The 26,069-nt window shown below is 23.6% G+C and carries 19 protein-coding genes; 18 read left to right on the plus strand and 1 reads right to left on the minus strand.

The genetic code is table 11. From position 1 onward, the window contains the following. Positions 1–4 precede the first annotated feature (4 nt). The gene (locus ASKIR_RS04000) at positions 5–3,646 is read right to left on the minus strand and encodes a hypothetical protein (protein ID WP_115588533.1); all 3,642 of its coding nucleotides are present in this window, start codon (positions 3,644–3,646) and stop codon (positions 5–7) included. A 145-nt stretch (positions 3,647–3,791) separates the two neighbouring features. Here ASKIR_RS04000 and ASKIR_RS04005 point away from each other — a divergent pair, with 145 nt between their 5' ends. From ASKIR_RS04005 to ASKIR_RS04085, 18 genes are read left to right on the plus strand one after another with little or no spacing between them, the layout of a single operon-like run. Beyond that, a complete protein-coding gene (locus ASKIR_RS04005; protein WP_115588534.1) occupies positions 3,792–5,294 on the plus strand; it encodes a TssA family type VI secretion system protein in 1,503 nt (500 codons plus the stop codon). Positions 5,295–5,306: 12 nt separating this feature from the next. Continuing rightward, entirely contained in the window at positions 5,307–5,795 is a 489-nt protein-coding gene (tssB, locus tag ASKIR_RS04010; RefSeq protein WP_115588535.1) for a type VI secretion system contractile sheath small subunit, read from the plus strand. A 10-nt stretch (positions 5,796–5,805) separates the two neighbouring features. Beyond that, positions 5,806–7,278, plus strand: a complete 1,473-nt coding sequence (gene tssC / locus ASKIR_RS04015) for a type VI secretion system contractile sheath large subunit (protein WP_115588536.1) — start codon at positions 5,806–5,808, stop codon at positions 7,276–7,278. 2 nt (positions 7,279–7,280) lie between these two features. Next, positions 7,281–7,691 (plus strand): type VI secretion system baseplate subunit TssE, encoded by a 411-nt coding sequence (gene tssE / locus ASKIR_RS04020; RefSeq protein ID WP_115588537.1) that lies wholly within the window; start codon positions 7,281–7,283, stop codon positions 7,689–7,691. Further along, positions 7,692–9,464: a type VI secretion system baseplate subunit TssF gene (gene tssF / locus ASKIR_RS04025; RefSeq protein WP_115588538.1), complete on the plus strand. Its 1,773-nt coding sequence runs from the start codon at positions 7,692–7,694 to the stop codon at positions 9,462–9,464. Between the two features lies 1 nt (position 9,465). Continuing rightward, a complete protein-coding gene (gene tssG / locus ASKIR_RS04030) occupies positions 9,466–10,467 on the plus strand; it encodes a type VI secretion system baseplate subunit TssG (RefSeq protein ID WP_115588539.1) in 1,002 nt (333 codons plus the stop codon). Then, positions 10,464–13,001 carry a type VI secretion system ATPase TssH gene (gene tssH, locus ASKIR_RS04035; protein ID WP_115588540.1) on the plus strand — a complete coding sequence of 846 codons (2,538 nt, stop codon included), beginning with the start codon at positions 10,464–10,466 and terminating at the stop codon, positions 12,999–13,001. The genes tssG and tssH overlap by 4 nt, the downstream gene beginning before the upstream one ends. After that, positions 12,998–13,120 carry a hypothetical protein gene (locus tag ASKIR_RS10395; protein WP_257122401.1) on the plus strand — a complete coding sequence of 41 codons (123 nt, stop codon included), beginning with the start codon at positions 12,998–13,000 and terminating at the stop codon, positions 13,118–13,120. The genes tssH and ASKIR_RS10395 overlap by 4 nt, the downstream gene beginning before the upstream one ends. Positions 13,121–13,123: 3 nt before the next feature. Then, positions 13,124–14,359 (plus strand): type VI secretion system-associated FHA domain protein TagH, encoded by a 1,236-nt coding sequence (tagH, locus tag ASKIR_RS04040; protein ID WP_115588541.1) that lies wholly within the window; start codon positions 13,124–13,126, stop codon positions 14,357–14,359. An 8-nt stretch (positions 14,360–14,367) separates the two neighbouring features. Further along, positions 14,368–14,823, plus strand: coding sequence for a type VI secretion system lipoprotein TssJ (gene tssJ, locus ASKIR_RS04045; RefSeq protein ID WP_115588542.1), 456 nt, complete (start codon positions 14,368–14,370; stop codon positions 14,821–14,823). Next, entirely contained in the window at positions 14,823–16,151 is a 1,329-nt protein-coding gene (gene tssK / locus ASKIR_RS04050) for a type VI secretion system baseplate subunit TssK (protein ID WP_115588543.1), read from the plus strand. Before tssJ ends, tssK begins: the two co-directional genes overlap by 1 nt. A gap of 9 nt (positions 16,152–16,160) precedes the next feature. After that, a complete protein-coding gene (gene icmH, locus ASKIR_RS04055; protein ID WP_115588544.1) occupies positions 16,161–17,003 on the plus strand; it encodes a type IVB secretion system protein IcmH/DotU in 843 nt (280 codons plus the stop codon). Then, on the plus strand, positions 17,000–20,350 hold the full coding sequence (gene tssM, locus ASKIR_RS04060) for a type VI secretion system membrane subunit TssM (protein ID WP_115588545.1): 3,351 nt from the start codon (positions 17,000–17,002) through the stop codon (positions 20,348–20,350). Before icmH ends, tssM begins: the two co-directional genes overlap by 4 nt. A 4-nt stretch (positions 20,351–20,354) precedes the next feature. Beyond that, on the plus strand, positions 20,355–20,999 hold the full coding sequence (locus ASKIR_RS04065) for a protein kinase domain-containing protein (RefSeq protein ID WP_164966877.1): 645 nt from the start codon (positions 20,355–20,357) through the stop codon (positions 20,997–20,999). Between the two features lies 1 nt (position 21,000). Next, positions 21,001–23,238, plus strand: a complete 2,238-nt coding sequence (locus ASKIR_RS04070; RefSeq protein ID WP_115588547.1) for a type VI secretion system Vgr family protein — start codon at positions 21,001–21,003, stop codon at positions 23,236–23,238. Beyond that, positions 23,238–24,350, plus strand: coding sequence for a glycoside hydrolase family 19 protein (locus ASKIR_RS04075; protein ID WP_115588548.1), 1,113 nt, complete (start codon positions 23,238–23,240; stop codon positions 24,348–24,350). The genes ASKIR_RS04070 and ASKIR_RS04075 overlap by 1 nt, the downstream gene beginning before the upstream one ends. Before the next feature lie 9 nt (positions 24,351–24,359). Further along, entirely contained in the window at positions 24,360–25,097 is a 738-nt protein-coding gene (locus ASKIR_RS04080) for a hypothetical protein (RefSeq protein ID WP_115588549.1), read from the plus strand. 48 nt (positions 25,098–25,145) lie between these two features. Further along, the gene (locus ASKIR_RS04085; RefSeq protein WP_115588550.1) at positions 25,146–25,913 is read left to right on the plus strand and encodes a hypothetical protein; all 768 of its coding nucleotides are present in this window, start codon (positions 25,146–25,148) and stop codon (positions 25,911–25,913) included. Positions 25,914–26,069 lie beyond the last annotated feature (156 nt).

Consider the following 26,069-nt stretch of genomic DNA (forward strand, 5'->3'; position numbering starts at 1 on the left):
CTTTTTATTTATCAAATTCTATTTGTTCTATTTTATTTATATCAATATAAATTTTTGTAGAAGAAAAATCTGCATCTTTTTTTATATTGTAAGTAATAGAATAATTTAGCTCTACAGAAGATGTGATAATTGATAAATTTGATGAATATTTAAATATATTTCTAAAAACAAAGCTAGATATGATAGTATCATCTTTAAATGGATTAAATATATTATTATTTGTTAAATCATCTTTTGAATAATTAGTTCCATCAAAAGTTAATACAAACTTTTCATCTTCTATTAAAGTATTTGGAATTAAGATAGCTTCTTTAATATCTAAATAAACTTTTCTACTATCAATAATAAATTCATTCTTAGATTTTTCAGATATATACTTAATTTTTTCTAACTTCAATCCAATCAGATTAGTATATAAGAACTGCAATTCATTTTTAAAAGCTAATTCAAAATTATCTTTATAAGAGAAATAGTTTTCTCCAATAAAATTAATTAAAGCTTTATCAGATTTAAAACCTACATCTACATCTTTGTTGTTTTTAAAAGAGTTTGCCAAGAAGTGAGCAGTATAAACTTTATTATCATTAAATAAAACATTAGAAGTAGATATGTTTTTAGCTAAAATGGTTCTTTTTAAAAATACTACTAAATCACTTTCTATAAGATGATTAACAACTGATGAAATAACAATTTCTAAAAAAATATATAAAATTTTAATTGGAGTAGAAGCAGGAAAAATCATAGTAGTAATTACTAGAATCGAAAGAAGATTATGTGTAACTAAAGCATCATAATCATCATTTTCATAAAGTTTTTTACTATCAATTATAGAGTTGATAATAATAAATATAATATTAAATCTATTTGTAGTACTTAGATTTGTAAATAACATTTTTCTATCTTTTTGAAGTTCTTTTGTAAAGATAGCTAGAGTATTCTTGTTTAATATATTTTTTTGTTTTAAGAAGTTTGTTACATATATAGTTAAAGATAAAACATCATTTGCAAATTGTGAAAAATCTTTGAAACTTTTATCATCCATCAAAGTAAAATCAATAATTCTTAAAAAAGCAATAGTAGATGAGAAAGTTCTTAAAGATTTTAAATATTTATCAACACTATCTTTATATTTCAAATTATCTTCATTTTTAATAATCTCATCCAAAATATCTTCAACAGCTTTAGAAATAAGTTCAACTTCTTTTACTTTTTCTAATATCTGTTTAGTAAACTTAGGTTCATTTATAAAATGAAATCTAAGTTTAAAATCTTTTTTCTCTTCTTCTGTCTTTTCTTCATAAGGTATAAAAGTCATTGCATTTTTATGAAAATCTGATTCTTTAGGTTGAAGTATTGCAAATGTATAAGATTTTGAAATCATATTAAAAAATAGTGCTGATATTCTATATTGAACTATTAAATCGGCAATAGCATCATCTGCAAGTCCTTTGCCTTTTTCCTCTTTCTTAAGTTCTTTATTACTATCTTCTTTTTTATTTTCATCAATTCCTTTCATTTTTACTCTCATAGAAGTATAAAACTTAAAAATATTAGATAAATCTTTATGAAAAATATTGTTAAATATAGACTCTTCATCTATATTTAATCTAGGAGCACAAAGCATATAAAGAGTGTTTTTTGAAAAAAGAATATACTCTTGTAGATTAGTATTTTTTATATTTTTATAAGCTTCTAAAATATTCTTTAACTCTTCACTTTTTAATTTATTATGAATTACTTTTATAATCTCTTCTGGAGTATCTTCATCTTTACTAATATTTTTATAAAAACTACTATTTTTAAAATATAGATATTTTGATTTTATAAAGCTATCAAATGTTTTTCCATCTTGAATAAATGATTGTTTTGTATTTAGTAAATCAAGATTTTCATAATCATTTAAATAGCTATCAGAAGAGTTTTTTGAATCTCTATTTAATATTTGAGAATAAATAGTATCTTTTTCTATAAATTTTTTTAACTCTTCATCTTTTTTAGTATTTATAAAAGTTATTGGTCTTATATTTTTTAAAATCTTATCAAACTCAACTCTATTTGCTTCAAGCTTTGAAGCAGAGTTACTAGATTTTATAATAGCTTCAAACTCTTCATCTGATGAAAAAATAATAGAGAATATAATAGTTGCTAAAAACTCATTTGCATTTTTTAAAATAGCTTCATAATCTTTGCTTTTTGGAGTAAAATATATACTATTTTTAAAATTAAAATTATTAACTTTAAATTGGATTTTTTCTATATATTTAAATCCTTTACCTTCAAAAAAAATGTTGAAATTATCTTTATTTGAATTTCTTTTAAATACATCTTTTTTTAAAGCAGTACTATAAGAAAACTCTTCAAAAAATGGATAATATCTATTTTTAATCATATTCAAATAAGATAAACCAATATTGTGTTTATCCCTATCAAATATCCAAGATATATCTCCTTTGTTTTTTAAAAAGAAAGTATTTAAATACTTCTCATCTGATAAAAAAATATCTACAATATCTTTAAAATATTCATTTAACTCTTTAAAAGCTTTATTTGTATCTTCATCTACATAAAACTTATCTATCATACTTGATATTGTAAATGGATATGAGTTTATCTCTTTTATTTGGTTTATATTATCGTAGTTGTTTCTATATGCTTTTTTAAAAGAGTCATGATAGTTATTATATAAATCTTCAATTTCACCTAAAATATCATCAAATATTCCAACTATATAATGCTCTTTAGACTCTTCATCCTTCTCTTTCTTCTTAATAAATTTTAAATCATCTTCTGAAATAATACTTTTATTTAAACCATGGTTTTCTACTACAAAAAAGCTAGATTTTTCATCTAAATTTGTTGTGTCAATAGTAATATTATGTAAATCTTTTAAATCCTCTTCTTTTGGAGAATCTAGTTTTATATTACTATAATATATAGTTATCTTTTTATCTTCTTCTAGTGGAATATAGTTTAATTTTTCTCCATCATATATAAAAAATACTTCATCTATTTTCTCATGATATAAAGTACTTTGAGATGAAATTTTAACTTCTTTATACGAAACTTCATCATATATATATAAATAAGAGAGATAAAAACTATATATATTTTCTAATAAATATGTATCTTTTTTATCTGTTATTGATAGCTCTTCAAAAAGTTTTAAATCTCTTATTGGTCTTAAAGGTTTATAAATATCATTTGATTTTCTTAATAGTTTTATTTTATAAGTAGAGATATTTTCTTTTTTATCTTCTTTTAGCTCTTCTTCTTTTTCTTTTAACTCTTCAAGTTCTACAAATACTTTTTCAGCACTTGGTTTAGGAAGAGTAGAAGTAGAAGATTGTCCAGGATCTTCTAAAAGAATACCTTTACCTTGATCAGATTTGAAACCATCTGTTCTTAAAAGAAAACTACTGTTACTATCTGCAACATTTTCTTCTGTTCCAATATCAGTTATAGATACAACTTTTGTACAAGGAACTAAACTAGGACAACCTTTAATAGGAGCATCTAATAAATCTTTCCAATAAAGTGGTTTTGAATCTCCTATCATTTGATTTGGAACAGATGATTTTAACTCAACCATCCCACCACACATACATTTAATTATTCCCTTTTCTACTACTTGATAAATATTCCCCATGTTTCCCCAATTACACAAATAAATAATATATAGGGAAGTATGGTAACAGAATAACTATTAAAATAATAGTATTTTATACAAAATGATTAAAATAAAGTTTTAATAGATTAGAATGGTTACAGTTTTTCAAAATTAGGTAGGGGAAATGATAAGAAAATCTATTTTGCAAGAAATAAATGATGTAGTTGGAAAAGATTGTAAGTATGAAGATAGTTACTTAAATATTGAAATTGAAATAGATAAGATTTCAAGTGTAACTCAAGATACTTGTGACTTTAGAACTGTACTTTCAGAGTGTGAAACTTTATTATCTAAAGATACAAAAGATTTTAAAATTGCCACTTGGTGGTTTTATACAAATTTTAAAATTAATCAAATAGAAGGGCTTAAATATTCTATAGATTGTTTTATAGAATTTATTAATAAGTTTTATACTTCATTCTACCCAAAATCAAAAATCTCAAAAACAAATATTATAGAATGGTTAGAAACTACTCTTACAAAAGAGATAGAAAATAATTTAAATTTGCAAAACTCTTTAAAAGATTCTGAATTAGAGTGTAAGATTTTAGATTTATCACTTGCTTTAAAAAAAGTTAGTGAAACAAATAGAGATTATTTTAAAACTATTTTAAAGCTAATAAAAAAACAGGAACTTACTCCTAAAATTAATAAAGAAAAAATAGAAGTTGTCGAAACTATAAAAGTAGCAGATGAAAAGCAAATAAATGAAAATAAATTTGAATTAAAAATAGATGATACTATCACAAATGATTTTGATGCTAATAAAGTTTTAAGAAGTATAAAAAAGAGTGCTTCTTCTTTATCTGATTATTATAGACAAAAAGATTATTCAAACTTCAAATCTATTAGAATAACTAGATTTATATCTTTGATTGATATAGAAGATATACCTACATCACAAGAAAATAAAACTCAAATACAAGCACCATTAATAGAAGATCTACAATCTGTAGAAAAACTTTTTAAGCAAAATAAATACGATGAAGCCTTAAATTTATCAGAAAAAATACTGGAAGATTGTCCTTTTTGGTTAGATGGTCATTTTTATACATATCAAATACTAGAAAAAACTAATTATATTAAACAAGCGAATGAAGTTAAATTAGAGCTTTTAAATTTTATTGAACTAAAAAAAGGAATTCTAAATTTAACATTTGCAGATGGTACTCCATTTGCATCATTAAAAACAAAAACTTGGATAGATAAGGAGAATAAAAATAGGGATAAAGAAGAATTTAAAGAAGTAAATGAAGAGAAAAATATAGTTGATGAAATTCATAATTTTATTTCAAACAATAATGAAGAAGAATCAATTAGTTTTTTTGAAGAAAAGATCTCTTTATCAAAAAGTATGGAAGAGAAATTTAATACTAAAGTAGAGTTTTTAAAGTTTGTTGTCTCAATTTCAAGAAGAGATATAGCAAATATTTATTTAGAACACATATTAGATGAAATTAAATATTTTAATCTTGATAGTTGGAATCCAAAATTAGTTTCTAGAATTTATAGTTTTATATTAACTAATTTTAGAAGTTCAGAATACCATAAAGATAAGATAGAAGAAGTCTATAAAAAGCTGTGTATAGTTGATATACATCAGGCTTATAAAATAAATTTAAAATAAAGGAATAAAAAAATGAAACAGTCAGAATCACCAAAAGAGAGAATAAATGTTACCTATAAACCTGCTACAGGGGATGTGTCAGAAGATGTTGAAATACCTTTTAAACTTGTTGTTTTAGGAGATTTTAATCCTAATGAAGAAAAAAGTTTAATTGAAGATAAAAAAGCTATTAAAATTGATAAAAATAATTTTAATGAAGTTTTAAAAGCACAGAATATTAAATTAGAATTTGATGTAGCAAATAAAATAAGTGAAGAAGAGGGTGATAGTTTAGATGTTAAATTAAATGTAGGACATATTGCTGATTTTTCTCCAGAAAAGATAGTTGATAATGTACCAGAATTAAAAAAACTTATGGAATTAAGACAAGCTTTAGTTTCATTAAAAGGACCATTAGGAAATGTACCTGCATTTAGAAAAGCAATAGAAGATGCAGTAGCAGATGAAGAACAAAGAAAAAAATTACTAAATGAATTAAATTTAGTTACAGAAAGCAAATAAGGGAGTAAATATGCAAGAACAATTATCTAATCAAAATGCCAACTATGAAGGATCAAGTTTACTTGATAATATAGTTTCACAAACAAAAATTTCGCAAAATGATGATGGTTATAATATAGTAAAATCTGGTGTAGAAGCTTTAATTCAAGAACTTATTAAAATAGATAATAAAGAAGAAAAAGTAAATAAAACTTTAGTAGATGGATTAATTGCAAGAATAGATGAAAAAATTTCTGCTCAAATGGATGAGATTATTCATCATAAAACTTTCCAATCAGCAGAGTCAAAATGGAGAGGATTATATTTACTTGTAGAAAGAACTGATTTTAGACAAAATATAAATATGGAAATATTAAATGTTTCAAAAGAAGATTTGATGGAAGATTTTGAAAATAGTTTAGATATTACTCAAACAGGATTGTATAAACATATATATACAAGTGGATATGGACAATTTGGTGGACAACCTGTTGGGGCAATGATTGCTGATTATGAACTTTCTCCTTCAAATTTTGATATGAAATTTTTAAATAAAGTAGCTTCAATAGCTGCTATGGCACATGCACCTGTTATTTCTGCTGCTGGACCAAAGTTTTTTGGTTTAGATAGTTTTGAAGGTTTACCAAATTTAAAAGATTTAGAAGATGTATTAAGCTCACCACAATTTGCAGCTTGGAGAGGATTTAGACAAAATGAAGATTCTAGATATGTGGGATTAACTCTTCCAAGATTTTTACTTAGACCACCATATCATCCAGAAGATAATCCAATTTCAAAATTTACTTACAAAGAAGATGTTAGTGCAAGTCATGAAAATTATCTTTGGGGAAGTACTGTATATGCATTTGCAAGTAAATTAACTGAGAGTTTTGCAAACTATAGATGGTGTACAAATATAATTGGACCAAAATCTGGTGGAGAAATGAGAGATTTACCAGTACATACTTTTGAAAGTATGGGAGATATTGAAATGAAAATTCCAACAGAAGTTCTAATTTCAGATAGAAGAGAGTATGAACTTTCAGAACAAGGTTTTATACCATTGATTATGAGAAAAGGAGCAAACTCAGCAGCATTCTTTGCGGCAAGTTCAACTCAACTTCCAAAAGTTTACCCAGATACTCCAGAAGGAAATGCTGCACAATTAAATTATAAATTAGGTACACAGTTACCATATTTATTCTCAATTACAAGAATGTCTCACTATATAAAAGTTTTACAAAGAGAATATATAGGTGCTTGGAGAGAAAGAGCTGATTTAGAATTAGAATTAAATAAATGGGCAAGACAATATGTAGCAAATCAAGAAAATCCTAGTGCTGAGATTAGAAGTAAAAGACCTTTTAAAAATATGAGTATAGAAGTAAGTGATGTTGAAAGTGATCCAGGATGGTATAAAGTTAAAATTGCTTTAAGACCACATTTTAAATATATGGGAGCTAGTTTTGAATTATCTTTAATTGGAAAGCTTGATAAAGAATAAAAATGTATAGAGGAAGTTTATTTGAAAGATTATCTCCTAATGAATATGAAAATATAAAAGGACAAGATGCTATTTATAAATCAATAGCAAATAATTTATCAAAGATTTTTTCAACAAATGCTGGTAGTGCACAAATTTTAAAAGATTATGGAAAACCTGATTTAAATAATATAAATCTAAGTATGAATGATTCTATAGAAAAACTTGAACAAGAGTGTGAAATTTGTATTAATAAATATGAACCTAGGCTTTTAAGAGCAAGGGTTCGTGTTAATATTGAATCATTACAAGCAAATAAAATGGAAATTATAATCGAAGGTGTTTTAAAAAAATCTGGACAAAATGTTGAAAATATTATTTTTAAAGCTAATTTATTGGGTAGTGGAATAACTACAATGCATAAAGAGATGTAAATGATATTTAATGACTATTATAAAAAAGAGTTAATCTCTTTGAGAACTAAGGGATTGGAGTTTTCAAAAAATAATCCAGGATTATCATCATATTTATCAAAAGAAGGACAAGATCCAGATGTTGAAAGACTATTAGAAGGTTTTGCTTTTTTAAGTGGGAGTTTAAATCAGTTACTTGACCAAGAACTTCCTGAAGTTGCACATACATTGGTTCAAATCTTATGGCCAGATTATAATAGAGTAATTCCATCGTATAGTATTATTCAATATGCGATAAATAAAGAATCAAATGAAACTATTTTTATTCCTAAAAATAGTGAAGTAATGAGTAAAGTAAAACCAAATGTTAAGCAATGTAACTTTAGAACAGTGTATGATACTGAAATTTTACCTATTGATTTACAAAGTGTTGAATATTTTTCAAATAATAAAAAAAGTTCTATAGAACTAGATTTTAAAGCTACAGGAGCAACTACTCTTTTAAATATAAAAATTGAGAAGTTAAGATTATTCCTAAATGGATCTAAATATGTAGTTTATGATTTATATTTATATCTTTTAAAATATGTAGAAAATATATCTATAATGTTAAAAGATATAAATGGTGAAATATTAAAGAATATTATAATAGATAAAAGTTCAATAAAAGCAGTTGGTTTAGATGATAAAGACTATATGTTACCTTATTCTGAAAGCTTATTCTCAGGATATATATTATTGCAAGAATATTTTTGTTTTAGAGATAAGTTTTTATTTATAGATTTATTAAATTTATCAAAAATGAAAATGGTAGAAGAAGATATTTTAGATAAAAGTAAGAGTTTTACTATAAAGATTGGCTTTTCGAAAACATTTACTAATCAAGAAATACCAACAAAAGATAATTTTATTTTAAATGCGACACCTATAATAAATATTTTTAATACAGATGCAGTTCCTATTAAAAAAGATTTTAGTAATGATGAATACCTAATAGAACCTATTGAATTAACAAAAGAACAAGGTGAAGTTTTTAGTGTAGAAAATGTAAGAGCTTGGTCTGATAAAACATCATCTTATCAGGATATGTTACCATTTGAAGAATTTGAACATTCAGCAGAAGGTAGAGAGTTTTATTCAATTAAAACAAAAACTTCTAATCAGGGAGATAGAACTAATAGCTATATTAGATTTTCTAATGTATCAAGAGAGAATGTTTTTTCAAATATTAGTACAACAGTATCGTTAAAATTACTTTGTACAAATAGAAATATACCAACAAATCTTAGAATAGGTGATATATGCATACCTAAAATTGGTGTTAATAGTGTAAATACTCCATTTAAAAATATTACAGTACCTACAATTAGTTATCCACCACCAATTGCAAAAGATTTTTTATGGAAAATAATTTCTAATATGTCTTTGAATTATTTATCTTTGGCTGATATAAATACTTTACGAAGAGTTTTAGCAGTATATGATTTCTATGGAGCATATGATTTAAAACAAAGAGAAATTAATGCAAGAAATTTAGAAGGATTAGTTTCAATAGATTATTCAAAGTGTGAATATATAGATGAGGGATTTCCTATTAAAGGACATCATATCAAAATAAAATTAGATAAAAGTAAGTTTTCTACATTAGGTGAAGCATATCTTTTTTGTACTGTTATAAATGAATTTTTTTCACTCTATGGAAGTTTAAATTCTTTTCATAGATTAAGTGTTGAAGTATTAAATGAAGATACTTTTGAATGGCCAATTAAAATTGGTAGTAAAATGGTAATATAAAATGACAATAGAAAAGATAAATAGTGATTTAAATAAAAAAATAAAAAATATTAAATTGTCACAAGTAATAAGGATAGTTATAGTAACTCTAAAGCTTTATTATCCTGAAAAAAGTGAGAAAGCTCTTTATGATAATATTATATTTAAAGCAAATCCTAGTTTATCTTTTCAAAAATCAGATGTTTCATCATTAGTTTTTATAGAAAAAGAAGAAAAAATATTTGTTGAAATTACTCTTAACTTTTTATCAATATTTGGAAGCCAATCTCCTATGCCTACTCATTATAGTGAGTTGGTTTTAAAAAGTGTAGAATCTGACAAAATATTATATGACTTTCTAAATTTATTTAATCATCATTTACAAAGATTTGTTTATCCTATTTGGGAAAAACATAGGTATTATGTACAGTTTAAAAAAGATTTAAATGATACATTTTCAAGATATATAATGTCTTTTTTAGGTTTAAGAATGAATTTTGTAGATAAAGAGTCTAAGATAAATATTACAAGACTTCTTTGTTATACGGGATTGTTAAATATGAGATTTCAATCAGCAAATAATATCAAATCTATATTAAGACATTATTTATCACATGAAGATTTAGAAATTATTGAATTTATACCTGAGAAATATAATATTCCTTATTGGCAGAAAACTAATTTAGGATTTGAAAATTCATATTTAGGTAAAAATATATTAATAGGAGATTCTGTTATTGGAAGAAATAATAAATTTCACATTGTATTAAGAAATTCAAAGTTTGAAGATTTAAAAAAATATAGCTTTTTAAGTGAGAAGATTTATGAATTTGAAGAATTAATAGCTTTTGTTATTCAAGAACCTCTTAGTTATGAGTTAATTATACATGTAAAAAAAGAAGAACAAAAAGATTTTATTTTACAAAAAGATAGTGATTTTCATTTAGGAGTTAATTGCTGGATTGGTGAAAAAATGAGAGACGAAGAAGTAGTTTCAATTAGAAAAATAGGGGGAGTGAATTGAAAATAGAATTAAAAGATTTGATAAATAGTTTAGACCTTATAAGTAAAACTTATTTGGAAGAAGGTGCTATTAGATGTATATCTAGGGGTGGAAATGAAATAATAATTGAAGATATTTTATATGTTATGCTAAAAAATAAAAATAGCTTAATAAATAAACTAATTTTACAATATAAAATAGATGTTAATAATTTGTTAAACATTCTTGAAAATAGTTCAATTATTGCAACAGAAAGCAAAAATCCTATTTTTTCAGTGTTACTAGTAACTTGGTTAGAAGAATCATATTATTTAACTATTGTAGAATTCTCTTCAAATACTATTACAGAAGAGAGTATGATTTTGTCTTTTTTAGAAAATATATTTAAATATTCAAATACTAAATACTTTAGATTTTTTGAAAGTATTAATAAAAATGAAGCTAAAGATTTAATAAAAGGTTTAAAGCTAGAAGATACTAAAAAAGAAATTATATATAATAAAGAAACAGAATTAGAAAAATATACAATAAACTTGACAAAATTAGCAAGAAATAATGAGCTAGATATGGTTTTATGTCGAGAAGATGAGATTAAACAAGTAATTGATATCTTATTGAGAAGAAGAAAAAATAATCCAATCTTGGTTGGGGAAGCAGGAGTTGGTAAAAGTGCTGTTGTTGAAGGCTTGGCAATAAAGATTATAAATAAAGATGTTCCAATAGAACTATATGATAGTGAGATTTTAATGCTTGATATAGGAGCTTTACAAGCAGGAGCTAGTGTTAAAGGTGAATTTGAAAGAAGATTTCAATCTATAATAAAAGAGATACAATCAAGTGCTAAAAAGATTATATTATTTGTAGATGAAGCACACACTTTATTTGGTGCAGGTGGAAGTGAAGGTACTTCTGATGCAGCAAATTTACTTAAACCTATTTTAGCTAGAGGTGGACTTAAAACAATAGCAGCAACAACTTGGTTAGAGTATAGGAAATATTTTGAAAAAGACCCAGCTTTATCAAGAAGATTTCAGAAGATTGATATATTTGAACCTTCAATACAAGATACTATTACTATACTAAGAGGAATATCTAAAAAATATGAAGAAGCTCACAATGTTTATATCGAAGATGAAGCTTTAGTTAATACAGCTATTCTTTCGGCAAGGTATATTAATGGAAGACAGTTACCAGATAAAGCAATAGATGTTTTAGATACAGCTTGTGCAAATGTTAAAATTAGTAAAACTAATATTCCTTTTGAGTTACAAAAGTTGAATATAAAAATAAAAGAAAAAGAGAGAGAATTAGACTCTTTACAAAGAGATAGTGGAAAATCTATAAAGGATTATAGTAATAATATTAAAGTTTTAGAAGATGATATATCTGAATTAAGAAATACTTTAGAATATCAATATAGTTGTTTTGAGAAAGAGAAAGAATTATTATTAAAATTAAAAATAGAAACAAATAAAGAATCAATAGAAGAGATTCAAAATAAGTTAAATGAAAATTATTCTATAAATAAATTTATTCAAGAAAGAGTTTCAAAAGATGAAATAGCAAAAGTTATATCTTCTTGGACAGGTGTTCCCCTAGGTAATATGGTTAGTGAACAAATAAAAAATGTTATGGAATTAGAGAATAATTTACAAAAAAGAGTTATTGGACAAAATAAAGCAATAGAGTATTTAAGTAAATTTTTACAAATTTTTGTATCAGGATTAAAAAAAGAGAATTCTCCTTCAGGAGTTTTCCTATTAGTTGGACCTAGTGGAGTAGGTAAAACAGAAACAGCAAGAGCTATTGCAGATTTAATGTATGGAGGAGAAAAGTTTTTAACAGTTATTAATATGACTGAGTTTCAAGAGAAACATACTGTATCAAGGTTAATTGGTTCTCCACCTGGATATGTTGGATATGGTGAAGGTGGACAATTAACTGATGCAGTTAGAGTAAGACCATATAGTGTTGTTCTTTTTGATGAAATTGAAAAAGCTCATCCAGATATTCTAAATATTTTTTATCAAATTTTTGATAGAGGGGAAATTAATGATTCAGAAGGAAGAATAATTGATTTTAGAAATACAACTATTTTAATGACTTCAAATCTTGCAACAGATCTAATAACTGATTTATATCTTAACAATAAAAATATAAGTTTTGATGAGATTACAAAAGAGATTGTACCTGTGCTATCTAAATATTTAAAACCAGCATTACTAGGAAGAATGAATGTTGTTCCTTATTTGAATTTAGAGGATGAGGCTCTAAAATTAATTACTAAAATAAAATTAGATTATATTGTTAAACAATTTGAGAAGAAAGATATTTTATTAACTTTAGAAGATAGTCTATTTGATTATATAGTTACTCTTTCTAATAGTATAGATACAGGAGCTAGAAATATTGATTTAATTATAAATCTAAATATTTTACCAAAATTATCAAAAGTATATTTAGATTCTGTAATGAATAAAAGTAAAATTATAGAAATTCAAGTATCTATTGATGAGAATAAAGAAATATATATTAATTTAAAGGGGACAGAATGAAAAAATTATTATTTATTATACTAATAACTTTTATTTTTAATGGTTGTTTTAAACTAAGTAAAGATTACAAACCACTATATTTAACTCAACCAGAAATTGAAAATATAGAGGAAAAATAAATTATGTATTTGAGTTTAGAAATAATTAGTGGAAAAAATTTGTATATTAATTCATACAATTTTGATAAAAATAATGGATATATTGGAAGATCTAAAAAATCAGATTTCATATTGGAAGACGAAAGCTTATATATATCTTCAAAACACGCGTTAATCGAATATAAAAATGACTTCTATTATATAACAGATATTAGTACAAATGGTACCTATATAAAGAATCCATATAAAAAGATTCCAAAAGATATACCTATAAAAATAAATAATCTAGATATATTTATTATAGGAGATTATGAATTAAAAGCAATATTAATTGATGATAATGATATAGATATAAATCAATATAATGATTTAAAAGTTAATTCATCAAAACTATTAATTCCTGATGATGATTTTTTATTTGAAAATAGTAGTATTATGAAAAATAGTTTTTTACAAGAAGAAAGTTTTGAAAGCCTTAACAATAACATACTAGATGATTATAATAAAGAAGAAAATAGTATATTAAATATATTAAGTAATACAAATTCTATAGAAAATAAAGAAGATAATGATTTAGAAGAAACAGCAAATAAATTAAATGAACATATTGAAGAAAAAATCATAAATTTAGATTTTTATAACAATAATATTGAAGGTACTATAGAAACAGAGATTGTTGATATAGCACAAAATAGTGAAGCTATAGAAATTTTAGAAAATAGGTTGGGTATTGATATAAGTTTATTAAATAAGCAGGAACAAGAAAGAATTATAAATGAAATAGCAAACATTGTTCTTTCGTCTTTAAAGTTTTTAAAATCATCTCTTGATATGAAAGATGAAATAATAAGTGATTCAACATTTAGAGTAACAAGTCCTTCTGATAAAGAGTTAAATCCAATAAAACAAGGAATAAATGAATCTTTAAAGACTTTGATAAATCCAATGGATAGTATTATTCCTTTATCTAAATATATAGAAAAGTCATTTATTGAAATAGATAATCATAATATTGCTATGTCAAAATCATATGCTGAATTAATTCCAACATTAATAGATGAATTTAATTCAAAGAAATTAGAAGATACATTTTATAAAAATTATAAATTTAAATTATTAATCCCAAAAAGAATTCAATTCTGGGATGCTTATATTGCAAATTATAATAAAAATATTGAGAATATATCTTCTTTTTTATTAGATAGTTTATCTAAAGAGTATAAAAGACAAACAGAAAATTTAAAAAAAATATCATTATAGGAGAGAAAATGCAAAATATATTAAAAATTATATTACTTATATCTATTTTATTATTTGCTTCTTCATGTGCAAAAAAACCAACACATTTAGAACTTGAAATATATACAAGTAAAGATTTGAATAAAGATGATTATGGAAAATCTTCACCGTTAATGCTTACATTTTATGAATTAGAAGAAGCTGGTAAATTTTCAAAATTTGATTATTGGACACTTGTTGAAAAATCTAATGATAGTTTAAAAGATGATTTGGTATCACAATCAAAGCATATTATTTTAACAAATCAAAAGCAAACATATAAAATATATTTTGGAGAAAGAACAAAATATTTAGGGATCATAGGTAATTTCAAGAAAATAGATAATGACTATAACTGGAAAAACATAATCGAACTTAAAAAAGATTCATATAATTATGAAAAATTAGAAATTAGAAATTTTAATATAGAAAGAGAAGAAAAATAATGGAAAATTGTAGAGTTATTTGGAGAGAAGGTTTATTTATTAGACCACAACACTTTCAGCAAAATGATAGGCATTTTGATTTAGAAATTATGAATAGAACAAAGAGTTTAATATCCAATAACTGGGGTTTTTTTAAATTAGAAATAGATGAACATCTTCTAAATAGTGGAAAAATACTTATAAAACATGCATCTGGCATATTTCAAGATGGAACACTTTTTGAAGTGAATTCTCAAAATAATACTTTGCTTGTAGATATAACATCAAAAGATGTCAATAAAATATTATATTTATCTTTACCAATATATATACCGCAAAGTGATGAAATACATTTCGATGAACATAAAAATATTCAAACTAGATTTAAATCTAGAACTTTATCAAATGTACCAAATATTAATACAGGTGAAAGTAGTAATTGTGAACTATTAGTAGCAGATTATAATTATAAACTATCTTTTGAAGAAGAATTAGATTCTTATGTTAGTTTACCAGTCTGCAAAGTATCAGATATTTCTATTAGTGGTACAATTTCTTTAGATAAAGAGTTTTCACCAATATTTTTATATTTTAATTTTTCAAATTTATTATTATCTCAAATGAAAGAATTATTAAGTTCTATTACATTTAGAGCAGAGAAACTGTCAGAAAAGATTACAAATACAGTTATGAAAACAACTGAAATAGGAGATTATCTTTTGTTACAACTGTTGAATAAAGTAGAAAGTGAATTAAATTTTCTATTAACTCAAGATAAAGTACATCCAGAGAGAATATTTTTTATTTTAGTTAGTTTTACAAGTGAACTTGCTGTATTTATGAAAAAAGAAAAACGATTGCTTAGCCAAATTAATTATAATCATCAGAAACAGCATGAAAGTTTTAAAAATTTATTACAAGAGCTCAAATCAATGTTGGTTGTAGTTTTAGAGCAAAATAGTATAGTTCTTCCTATAAATAAAGCTAAATATGGAATATATGTTGCTTCAATTAATAGTAAAGATATGATTGATAATTCAACATTTGTATTTAGTGTATCTTCTGATATTAGTTCTAATAAAGTTAGAGAAATTTTAGAAGTTAGTTTAAAATTTGGTACAGTTGAAACTATTAGAAATTTAGTAAATTATCATTTAGTTGGGTATCAGTTAAAACCATTATCTAATGCTCCAAAAGAGATTCCTTATAAAGTAAATCATTTGTATTTTAAATTAGAATTAAATGAAGAAAATATAGAAGAGTTGAAACGTTCATCAGGATTTGCCTTTCATCTTTCAACAGAAATTCCTAATATAGAGTTTACTCTTTGGGCAATTAAAAATAATTAAGGGGAGATTATGGAAAAAACAAAAATTATCACAAGGGATATAAATAAAAGTAATATTACAAACTTTCCAAAAAGTAAAAATGAAAGTTTTGAAGATTTTTATAATCAAACTATTTCAAAAATAGATTATGATGAAATATATAACTCTAATGTAAATCCATTTATCTCTGCATCAATTCCATTATTTGAAGCTTTATCAGAAATAGGAGATGATGCTGAAGGTGTAGATGTCGATAAAATTAGAAGTGAATTTATATCAAGAATAAATATTTTTAATGATAAATGTATAAATAATAGAATAGAAAATATGGAAATTTTAGTTTCTAGATATATATTATGTACTTTTATTGATGAAAAACTAAATGAAAAATTATCTGAAACAGACGATTGGTTTAATAAAAGTTTATTGAGTATTTTTCATAATGAAACTTATGGTGGTGAAAATTTTTTTCATTTATTGGAAAAATTTCTTAAAACTCCTGCTAAATATATAAATATTCTAGAGTTAATGTATATTTGTTTATCTTTGGGTTTTTTAGGAAGATATAGAGTGATTAACAAAGGTGTGATGGAAATAAATAGCATAAGAGATAGTCTTTATAGACAAATAAAAATAATTCAAAGAAGAGAACCTTTAACTTTTTATAAAAAAGTTGAGCCATCAAAACAGAGATTTGAACTTTTTAGTAAAGTTTCATATTCTCTTGTTATTTCATTGGTATCTATATTATTAATTTTGATATATCTTTTCTTATCTTTTAAACTTTCTGAAAAGAGTGATGAGGTATCAAAAGAATTAATAAATTTAAGTATACATAAAATAGAAAATATTAGTAAGGAACATATATCATGATTAAGTTAAAAAATAAGTTTTCTATTATATTAATTATAAGTTCATTGATATTATCTTTAATAGTGGTTTTCATATTTCCTCTTATTTTTGATAGTTTTAAAGCTATTTATTTTAGATTGTTAATAGCATTTCTTATATTTTTTGGTACTTTGACTACAATTTTATTAATAAAATTATATGGTAAGAAAGAGACAAAGGAATTTATAGAAGCTAAAACATTAGAGAATTTATATAAAAATGAAATTAAACAAAAAGTTAAATTGCTTAAGCAAAAATTTAATGATGCTTTAAAAATAGTTAAAAGAGCATCAGTTTACAAAATCAAATCTAGATATGAGTTACCTTGGTATCTTGTTTTGGGAGAAGAGGGAGAAGGTAAAAGTTCATTAGTAAAATATTCTGGGCTTAATTTTCCTATTAATTATGAAGATAAAAATATTGATGATAATGAAGGATTTAAGTGGTATTTTTCTGAAAAATCTATATTTATTGATTTACCAGGACATTATATTCAGCAGACTAAAAATCCAGAAGACCCAATATTATGGAAATATTTTCTAAAGCTATTTTCTAAAAAGAGATGGAGAAGACCTATTAATGGTATTATATTAACTATAAGCATAGATACTTTTTTAAATAGAAGTAATAAAGATTTAGAAAACTTTGCAAAACAATTAAGAGATAGATTTGATGAATTGTCTCAAATTTTTAAATCTAGTATACCTATATATTTAGTAATTACTAAAAGTGATAAGATAGATGGGTTTAATGAATATTTTAATACATTAAGTAAAGAAGAAAAGAGCGAGATTTTTGGTATTACTTTCAAAAATAAAGATTTAGAAAATAATAATATTTCAAATGAATTTATAGAATTAATACAAAGATTAAATAGTTCTATTATTGATAAAATACATACAGAATGGATAGAAGAAAATAGAGAAAAAATATTTTTATTTACAGAAAAGTTATCTCAGTTGGCTTCAAAGATTATATACTTTACTGATATTTGTTTTTCTAAAACAAGATATAGAAAACCACTAATGTTAAGAGGAATATATTTTACATCTATAGAAAGAAATTATTCTTTAAGTGAAAAGCCTAAAGCACTTTTTATGAAAAAATTACTCAAAGATTTGATATTTGAAGAAGCTGATATAGGAATTATTGACAAAAAATATCAAAAATTAGTAAAAAAGACACAAGTTATAACTTATACAGCATCGGTATTAATTATATTATTATGTAGTTTTTTTATGATAAATAGCTTTGTGAATTTAAATGATAAATTATCAGAATATAAAGAAGAGATAATTAAACTTGTTGATTTACAAAATAAAATAGATACTAAAAGTAATTTAGAAGAACTTTCAAAAGTTTTAAAACAATTTAGAATAGTAAATAATCTTGAAGAAGATTTAAGAACTAATAATTTGTTTAATAAAATATTTTTTAAATTTGATGATAAATCAAATTATATTAAAGATGTTTATAATAAAGATCTTTTATCACTATTATTAAATAAAAGTGTAAACCAAATAGAGAATAATTTAAGAAAAGATTTAAATGATTTCTCTAAAACATGGGATAATACAAAGGCATATTTGATGCTTAGTATAGAAGAAAAAAGAGAAAATAAATTTTTACAGAATTATATGGAATCAAATTGGAAAAAGATAATTAATAGTGAAGAAGTTCAAAAAAATTTAGCTATAGATTGGGCAAATTTATTGGAATTAGATTTTAAATATAATATTAAACAGCATTTAGTAGATAAATCTAGAGCAAACTTAATTAAAGTAAGCACAGAACAACTTATTTATGAAGAGTGGAAAAATAAGTTTAAATATTTAGATAAAAAAAGCTTCTCTTTTTCTGAGATTTTAGGTGAAAATACTTATTTGTTTAGAGGAACAAAATATAAAATTCCAGGATTATATACAAAAGCTGGATACGATATAGTTTTAATAGATGGAGCAAAAGTTCTTGATGATATTTTAGATAATAATTGGATAATTGGTAATAAAATTAATCTTACAAAAAAAGAGCGAAAAGATTACTATGATAAAATAATTAGGTATTATTTTGCTGATTATAAAAGATATTGGGATGAAGCATTATCAAGTTTGACTGTTGTTACATTTACAGATTTGTTTGAATTAAACAATCAATTAGCAATATTTTTATCTCCAGATTCTCCTATAATAACAATATTAAAAAATTTGAAAATAAATACAAATTTATTTTCTAAAATAGAAATATTACAAAATAGTATTTCTGAAGATAATAAGACAACTGATGAATCTACATTTAATTTAGTAGAAGATGCTGCAATAGATCCACAAAGTGTTAAATCTTTAAGAGAATACTATAAAAACTACAATGAACTTTTAGATGATGATTATAAAAGAAAAGGACCTCTGAACTCTTTATTTAGTGAATTTACTAAAATTTATGAGATTATGAATAATATGAATAGTTCTATAAATTTAGAAAAAGACTCTTTTGATATTATCTCAAATAGAGTTCAAGGTAAGATATCTCCTATGCTAGTTGAATTAAATTTAATGCCAATACAAATTAAGAAATGGTATGGGACAATCATTCAAGCTAACTTAGATTTTATAGTAAAAAATGCTAAAAACTATATTTTAAATCAATATAATAGAGATGTAATATCTTTTTATAATGATAGATTAAGAGATAAATATCCTATTAATAATAGTAGTAATATAAATGTAGATTTAGATGATTTTAATGAATTCTTTAGAAAAGATGGTATTTTTGATAATTTTTATAAAAAATATATTTCTAATTTTATAGAAATAAATTATAAGAACTCTGTTGTAGAGTCAAGAAATATTGATGGTAATAGACTTAGTTTTTCACAAGAATTTATTGAAAGTTTAGTACATGCTGAAGAGATAAGAAAATCAATATTTAAAAATGATGGTACATTAGGTTTTTCTATAAATATAAAGCCTAGTTTTCTATCTACAAATTTAGCAACTTCTGAATTTTCTTATGACTCTAATATACTTTTATATGAACACGGACCTATAATATCAAAAAGAATATCTTGGCCAAATATAAAAAATATTTCTAATTTAAAATTCAAATTGTTTGATCTTTCAAATAAAATTGTTATAGAAGAGTATATTGGTAATGATGAATGGGCTATATTTAAGTTTTTGGATAAAAATCATTTATCTAAAGGGGAAAATCTTACATTAGATATTAATTATAGTAAGTATGGATATGAAAGTTCATATATAATAGATGGTTCAATAGTTCCTTTATATTTAAGAAGTAATGGACTTAAATTTAGTTTACCATCAGGTTTATAGAATAATGTTAAATACTCTAATAAATAAAAGATATTTTATAAAAGAAAAAATCTCTAGTGGAGGTTTTTGTGATATTTATAAGGCAAGTGATATTTATGAAGAGTATTTTCAAACTAAAAGAGAAGTTGTTTTGAAAATACCAAATGATAAGTTATTAAATAAAGAAGATATAAATGAATTTTTATTTATGGAATACAAAATACTCAGGCAACTCTCACATGATAATATTATAAAAGTTTTTGATTTTGGTATAGATACAAATTTAAATGTTCCATATATAGTACTAGAGTACTTATATGGAACACTTCTTAAAGATATTAATAAAAATAATTTAACTAAAAAAGATATCAAAAAAATATCAGAAAATCTTAAAAAAACTTTAAAATATATACATAAAAAAAAGATAGTTCATGCTGATATATCTACAAGTAATATTATGGTATTAAAAAATAACATAAAGATATTTGATTTTGGAGTGTCTTTAGATAAAAAAGATACTCTAAAGTTGGATTATAAAGCTAATTATTATATAAACAATAAATATTCATCAGAAAATATATTATCTGGTAAAGAACCAACTTTTGATTGTGATAAATATTCTTTAAAGTTAGTAATAAAAGAATTAAATAGATATTGTACAAGGGGATAAGATGAGTATAGGGGAAGTTATAAAAGCTGGGAAAGCTATAGGAAATAGGAATAAGCGGGTACAGGAGCTAAGAGGTAGAGTAGAGCTAGTAAATTATAGAAGTAATATATTATTAAATAATGGATATTCAATATATAGACTAGAAGGGCTTAGTGGAGTTAATAAGATTTATGAATATGAAGTAATATTTATAAGTGAAGATAAGTTAGATATAACAGCTATAGTAGATACAGATATAAAGATAATACTTGAAGATATAACAAATAGGACAAATAAGACTATTTATGGGAAAGTATTTAGTATAAAAGAAGAGAGTATAGTATCAAAGAAGAGTCTATATAAAGTAAAAGTAGTACATCCACTATACTATTTGGGATTAACAAATAGTTATGAGATATTTCATAATCTAAGTTCAGTAGATATTATACAAAGTATCATATCAAGATACTCTTCATTGCTAAGCTTATCTTGTGTAAATAATATAGATAAGAGTGAATATAGTCAAGATAATGGAATAAAAGAGTATACAACTCAATATAATCAAAGTGATTTAGAATTTATTAAAATGCTTTGTGAAGAAGAGGGATATAGCCTAGTAATAGATTCACAAGAGCCAAACTTTAAAGTAGTTATTTGTGATTTAAATGAGTACTCAAATAGAATGAGTATATCTAATAGAGTTGTAGGTACATATAATAATAAAATAGAGTTTAAAGCGACACACTTTATAGAAGATTACTATGATAAAAATAATCCAAACTTAGAGTTTAAAATAAGAAGTGGAGAAGTAGTAAATCCTAAAGAGAATACAAGTAGTAAACAACTAAGAGATGGAATAGTAAAAGAGAAATTAAGAGATAAACTGAATTTATTAAATGAGAGTTACTATGAAGACTTAAATAGATATAGTAAACTAGATTCAGAGATAGAGTATTCATTGTCAAATACAATAGAAGCTTTTTCAAATGATTTAATAATAGATGATAGTAAATTAATAAACTTATATGATGATAAAGTAAATAAAAGCCAAGAGATAATAGTACTAGAAGTAAGATCTAAAGCATATTTTCCAAATGCATTAGATGAATATGTAGATATAGAATCAAGTACACAGAAATTTGAGATGCAATATAGCGTAGAACTAAAAGCAATTCCAAAAGATATAATATATAGACCCCAAAGAACAATAAAAAAGCCAAAGATATATGGAATACAAACAGCAATAGTAACAAGCCAAGATATAAATAATGAAAGCTTAAAAGAGAAAGCAAATAGTATAGATGTAGATGAAGAAGGGAGAGTAAGAGTACTTTTTTTCTTTGAAAGAAATAAAATAGCATCATGCTACTTAAGAGTGTCAAATATGTCAAGTGGAGATAACTATGGGACAATGTTTATACCAAGAGTAAATAGTGAAGTAATAGTAAGCTTTGTAAATGGGGATCCAGATTGCCCAATAATAATAGGGACTTTGCATAATGGAGAGAATAAACTAGCATATTCCTTGCCAAATAATAAAACAAAGAGCTATATAAGGACATATACAACACCACAATATAGTGATAGTATAGGTTATAATGAACTAATGTTTGAAGATTACCAAGGAAGAGAAGAGATAAATATAAGAGCTCAAAGAGATTTAAATACAGAAGTATTGAATAATGAGAATAAAAGAGTAGATAAAGATCAAAGAGTAATAATAAGAGGAGATAAAGAAGAGAGTATAAATAAGAACTCAAAACTAAATGTAAAAGATAATTATGAGATAAATGTACAAAAAGATTTAATAGAGAATGTAATAAATAATAAACATATAAATGTTTTAGAGAATCTTGATATTAATGTAAATAAAACAGAAAATATAGTAATAAATGAAAATATAAACTATCATGTACAAAATAATTTAGTAAGAACAATACAAGGATATGTACATAGATATGTAGAACAAGATAAGAAAGAGAGGTTTTTACAAAACTTGTATGAAGAAGTAAGTAAAAGCTTTGGAATAAATATAAAAAACTATCATTTAAAATCAAATGAGAGTAAACAAGAATCAAATGAGATAAACTTAGAAGGATATGAAGAAGTAGTATTAAGATGCGGAAGTAATGCCTTGATAATAAACCAAAATGGAATAGAGTTTAAGACAAGTAAATATGAGAGTAATAGTTCTAATGGTGGAGTTAAGACAAAGGAAATAGTAGAGAAAAATTCTCTTAGAAATATGAGGTTTAAATAATGTTAAAGAAAAGTATATATGAAAATGTAATATTAGATGTAGATGCTATGTTTGATGATGGTAAAATGTTAAAAGGAAGTATAGCATTAGTAACAAAAGAATATGATATAAAACTTCCAGAAGATAAGAATAAAGAAGAGTATATTTTATATAAAGAAGAGTTTACAGTAGAAGTAAAAGATGATAGAGCAGAATATAAATTTGTAATAAAAGATATAATAGATGATAATAATATAAGACAAGAAGATATAGCATATGTAAAGGGATGGATAGATGTTGATGGAGAGGGTGAGTATGATAGAGAGTATGATTTAGAAGTATTTTTAGAGGTTTGTAAAGAGTTGATTACAAAAGATATGTTAGTTGCTATGGGGTGTGAAGAAGCAAGTGAAAGAGAAGATTTAATTAAAGCATTAAATAAATATTGTAAGCAGTATGAGATAAATACCCCAATAAGGATTGCACATTTTTTAAGTCAAACTGCACATGAAAGTGGTGGATTTAAAGAATTTGAAGAAGATGATACCTATCGTGAAAGTATAGCTATACAAAATAATTGTTATAAGAAATATAGAGAAAGTCCTGAAGGAAAAGATATAGTTTTAGAACCAATGATAAAAGGTGGAAAACAAGTTGATTTTAAATGTAAACAACCAGAATATTTTAATTGTAAATATGGTGGAAAACAAGAAAATACTAAAATAAATCCAAACGATTCAAATAAACAATATTACTATCAAATAGAAGATGGATATAAATATCGAGGAAGAGGATTAATTCAAATAACTAGGCGAAGTGCTTATAAAAACTTTACTCAAAGATATAATTCTAAATATCCAGATGATAAACAAGACTTTGAATCAAATCCTAACTTAATAAAAGAAGAAAAATATGCTGTTGCTTCAGCTTGTGACTATTGGAGAAATAATGGTATTGTACAAAGAGATATAAATGTTTTAGCTGATAATGGTTCAGATGATAGTGTTGTATTAAGTATAAGTAGAGAAATAAACGGTTATGCACAAGAAATACCAAATGGTTACAATGATATAAATAAACCATTAAGTAGATTACAATTATTTCATAAGCTCAAAAAATATATGAGATTATAAGAAGAAAAAATGAAAAATAAGATATTAAAAATATTATTTGTTTTAGGATTGTTTTATGCTTCAAATATATTAGCAATGACACAAGAAAAGTATCAAGAAATAATTAATTCTTATAAACTTGTAGATAGTGAAAATATTGATAATTATAAGATTTTAGACTCAACTCATATAACAACATATAATGAGTATAAAAATCTATTAAAGTTTAATAATTTTGAAGATAGTATGTTTTTTGCTAGGTTTAGAAAAATTTTTAAAATAAATGAAGAAAATATGAAGTTAGGAATAAATCCTTCTATTAATAGAAATATAATTATAATAGGTATTGGTTATCCAAAGGCTAATTCTTTAAGCAGTGATAACCTTTTTGATTCAATTATTAATGATCAAAAGTTATATACTGTAATTTGTTTTTCTAAAAATAAAGAGCTAATAGTATCTTCAATTTTAGAATCCTTAACTAAAGATAAGCAAAATATTTCTAAAGAGTTACCTTTAATGATTTTTAATTATTTTAGAGAAAATAGATATGTAGAAAATTCTTTTAATTTCAATCTTGTAGAAGAAAAGAATACTTTAGAAATAGATGAAACATTTTTTTACTTTAATGAAGAAAAGATTTTAGCAAAACTTTATAAAACAAATACTTGTGATAAAGAATTAACTGAAAAAGCAAATATTGAAGTTCTTATAAATGATAAATGGCTTCCACAAAAAAACAGTTTGAATATAAATAATAGTGACTGAAATAAAAATTAAATTAAAAGAATATATGAAATTACAGGAATATAGAAAATGAAAAAAAAGATATTAAAAATAGTAATTGCTTTAGGATTATTTTATACTTCAAATGTATTAGCAATGACAGAAGAGGAGTATCAAGAGATAGTTAGTTCATATAAACTTATAGATAGTAATATTATTAGTAAATATACAACTTTAAATTCAAACAATATAATAACATATGAACAATACAATAATTTATTAAAGCCTAATAGTAGTGTATTTGATAGATTTTCTGGAATGTTTATAAAGATTTTTAAAATAAATGGAGAGATTACAAGGTTAGGAATATCTCCTGCTATTGACAGAGATGTTATTTTAACAAACATTGGTTTTCCAATAGGTTATTCTTTAATCAGTGATGAACCTTTTAATATAGATATTTATGATCAAAGACTATATGCTGTTGCTTGTCTTTCTAAAAATAAAGAGATAGTTATATCATCTATTATAAGGTCTTCAAGTAAAGACAAAAATATTCTTTTTAGAGAATTAGATTTAATAAAGGCTAAATATTATGAACTTTACGGATATGTACCAAATTTTTTTGATTTGGAGCTTGTAAAAGACAATTTGTCTTTAAGAATAGATAAATCATATGAAGAGAATAGAGATTTTCCATATTTTAATGAAGAGAAAATTTTAAATAAACTTTATGAAAATGATCACTGTGATAGAGAATATACTAAAGAAGCGAATATTGAAGTATTTTTAGCAGATGGTAAATGGGTACCACAAGAGGAAAGTTGGAATATTAAATATTTAGAAAATAAAGAATAAAAGAGTAATAAATATTTCAGAGAATATTGATCTTAATGTAAATAAAACAAAGAATATAGTAGTAAATGAGAATATAAACTATAATGTACAGAATAATGTAGTAAAAACAATACAAGGATATGTACATAGATATGTAGAACAAGATAAGAAAGAGAA

Source organism: Aliarcobacter skirrowii CCUG 10374 (genome assembly GCF_003544835.1).
GTDB classification, from domain to species: Bacteria; Campylobacterota; Campylobacteria; order Campylobacterales; family Arcobacteraceae; genus Aliarcobacter; species Aliarcobacter skirrowii.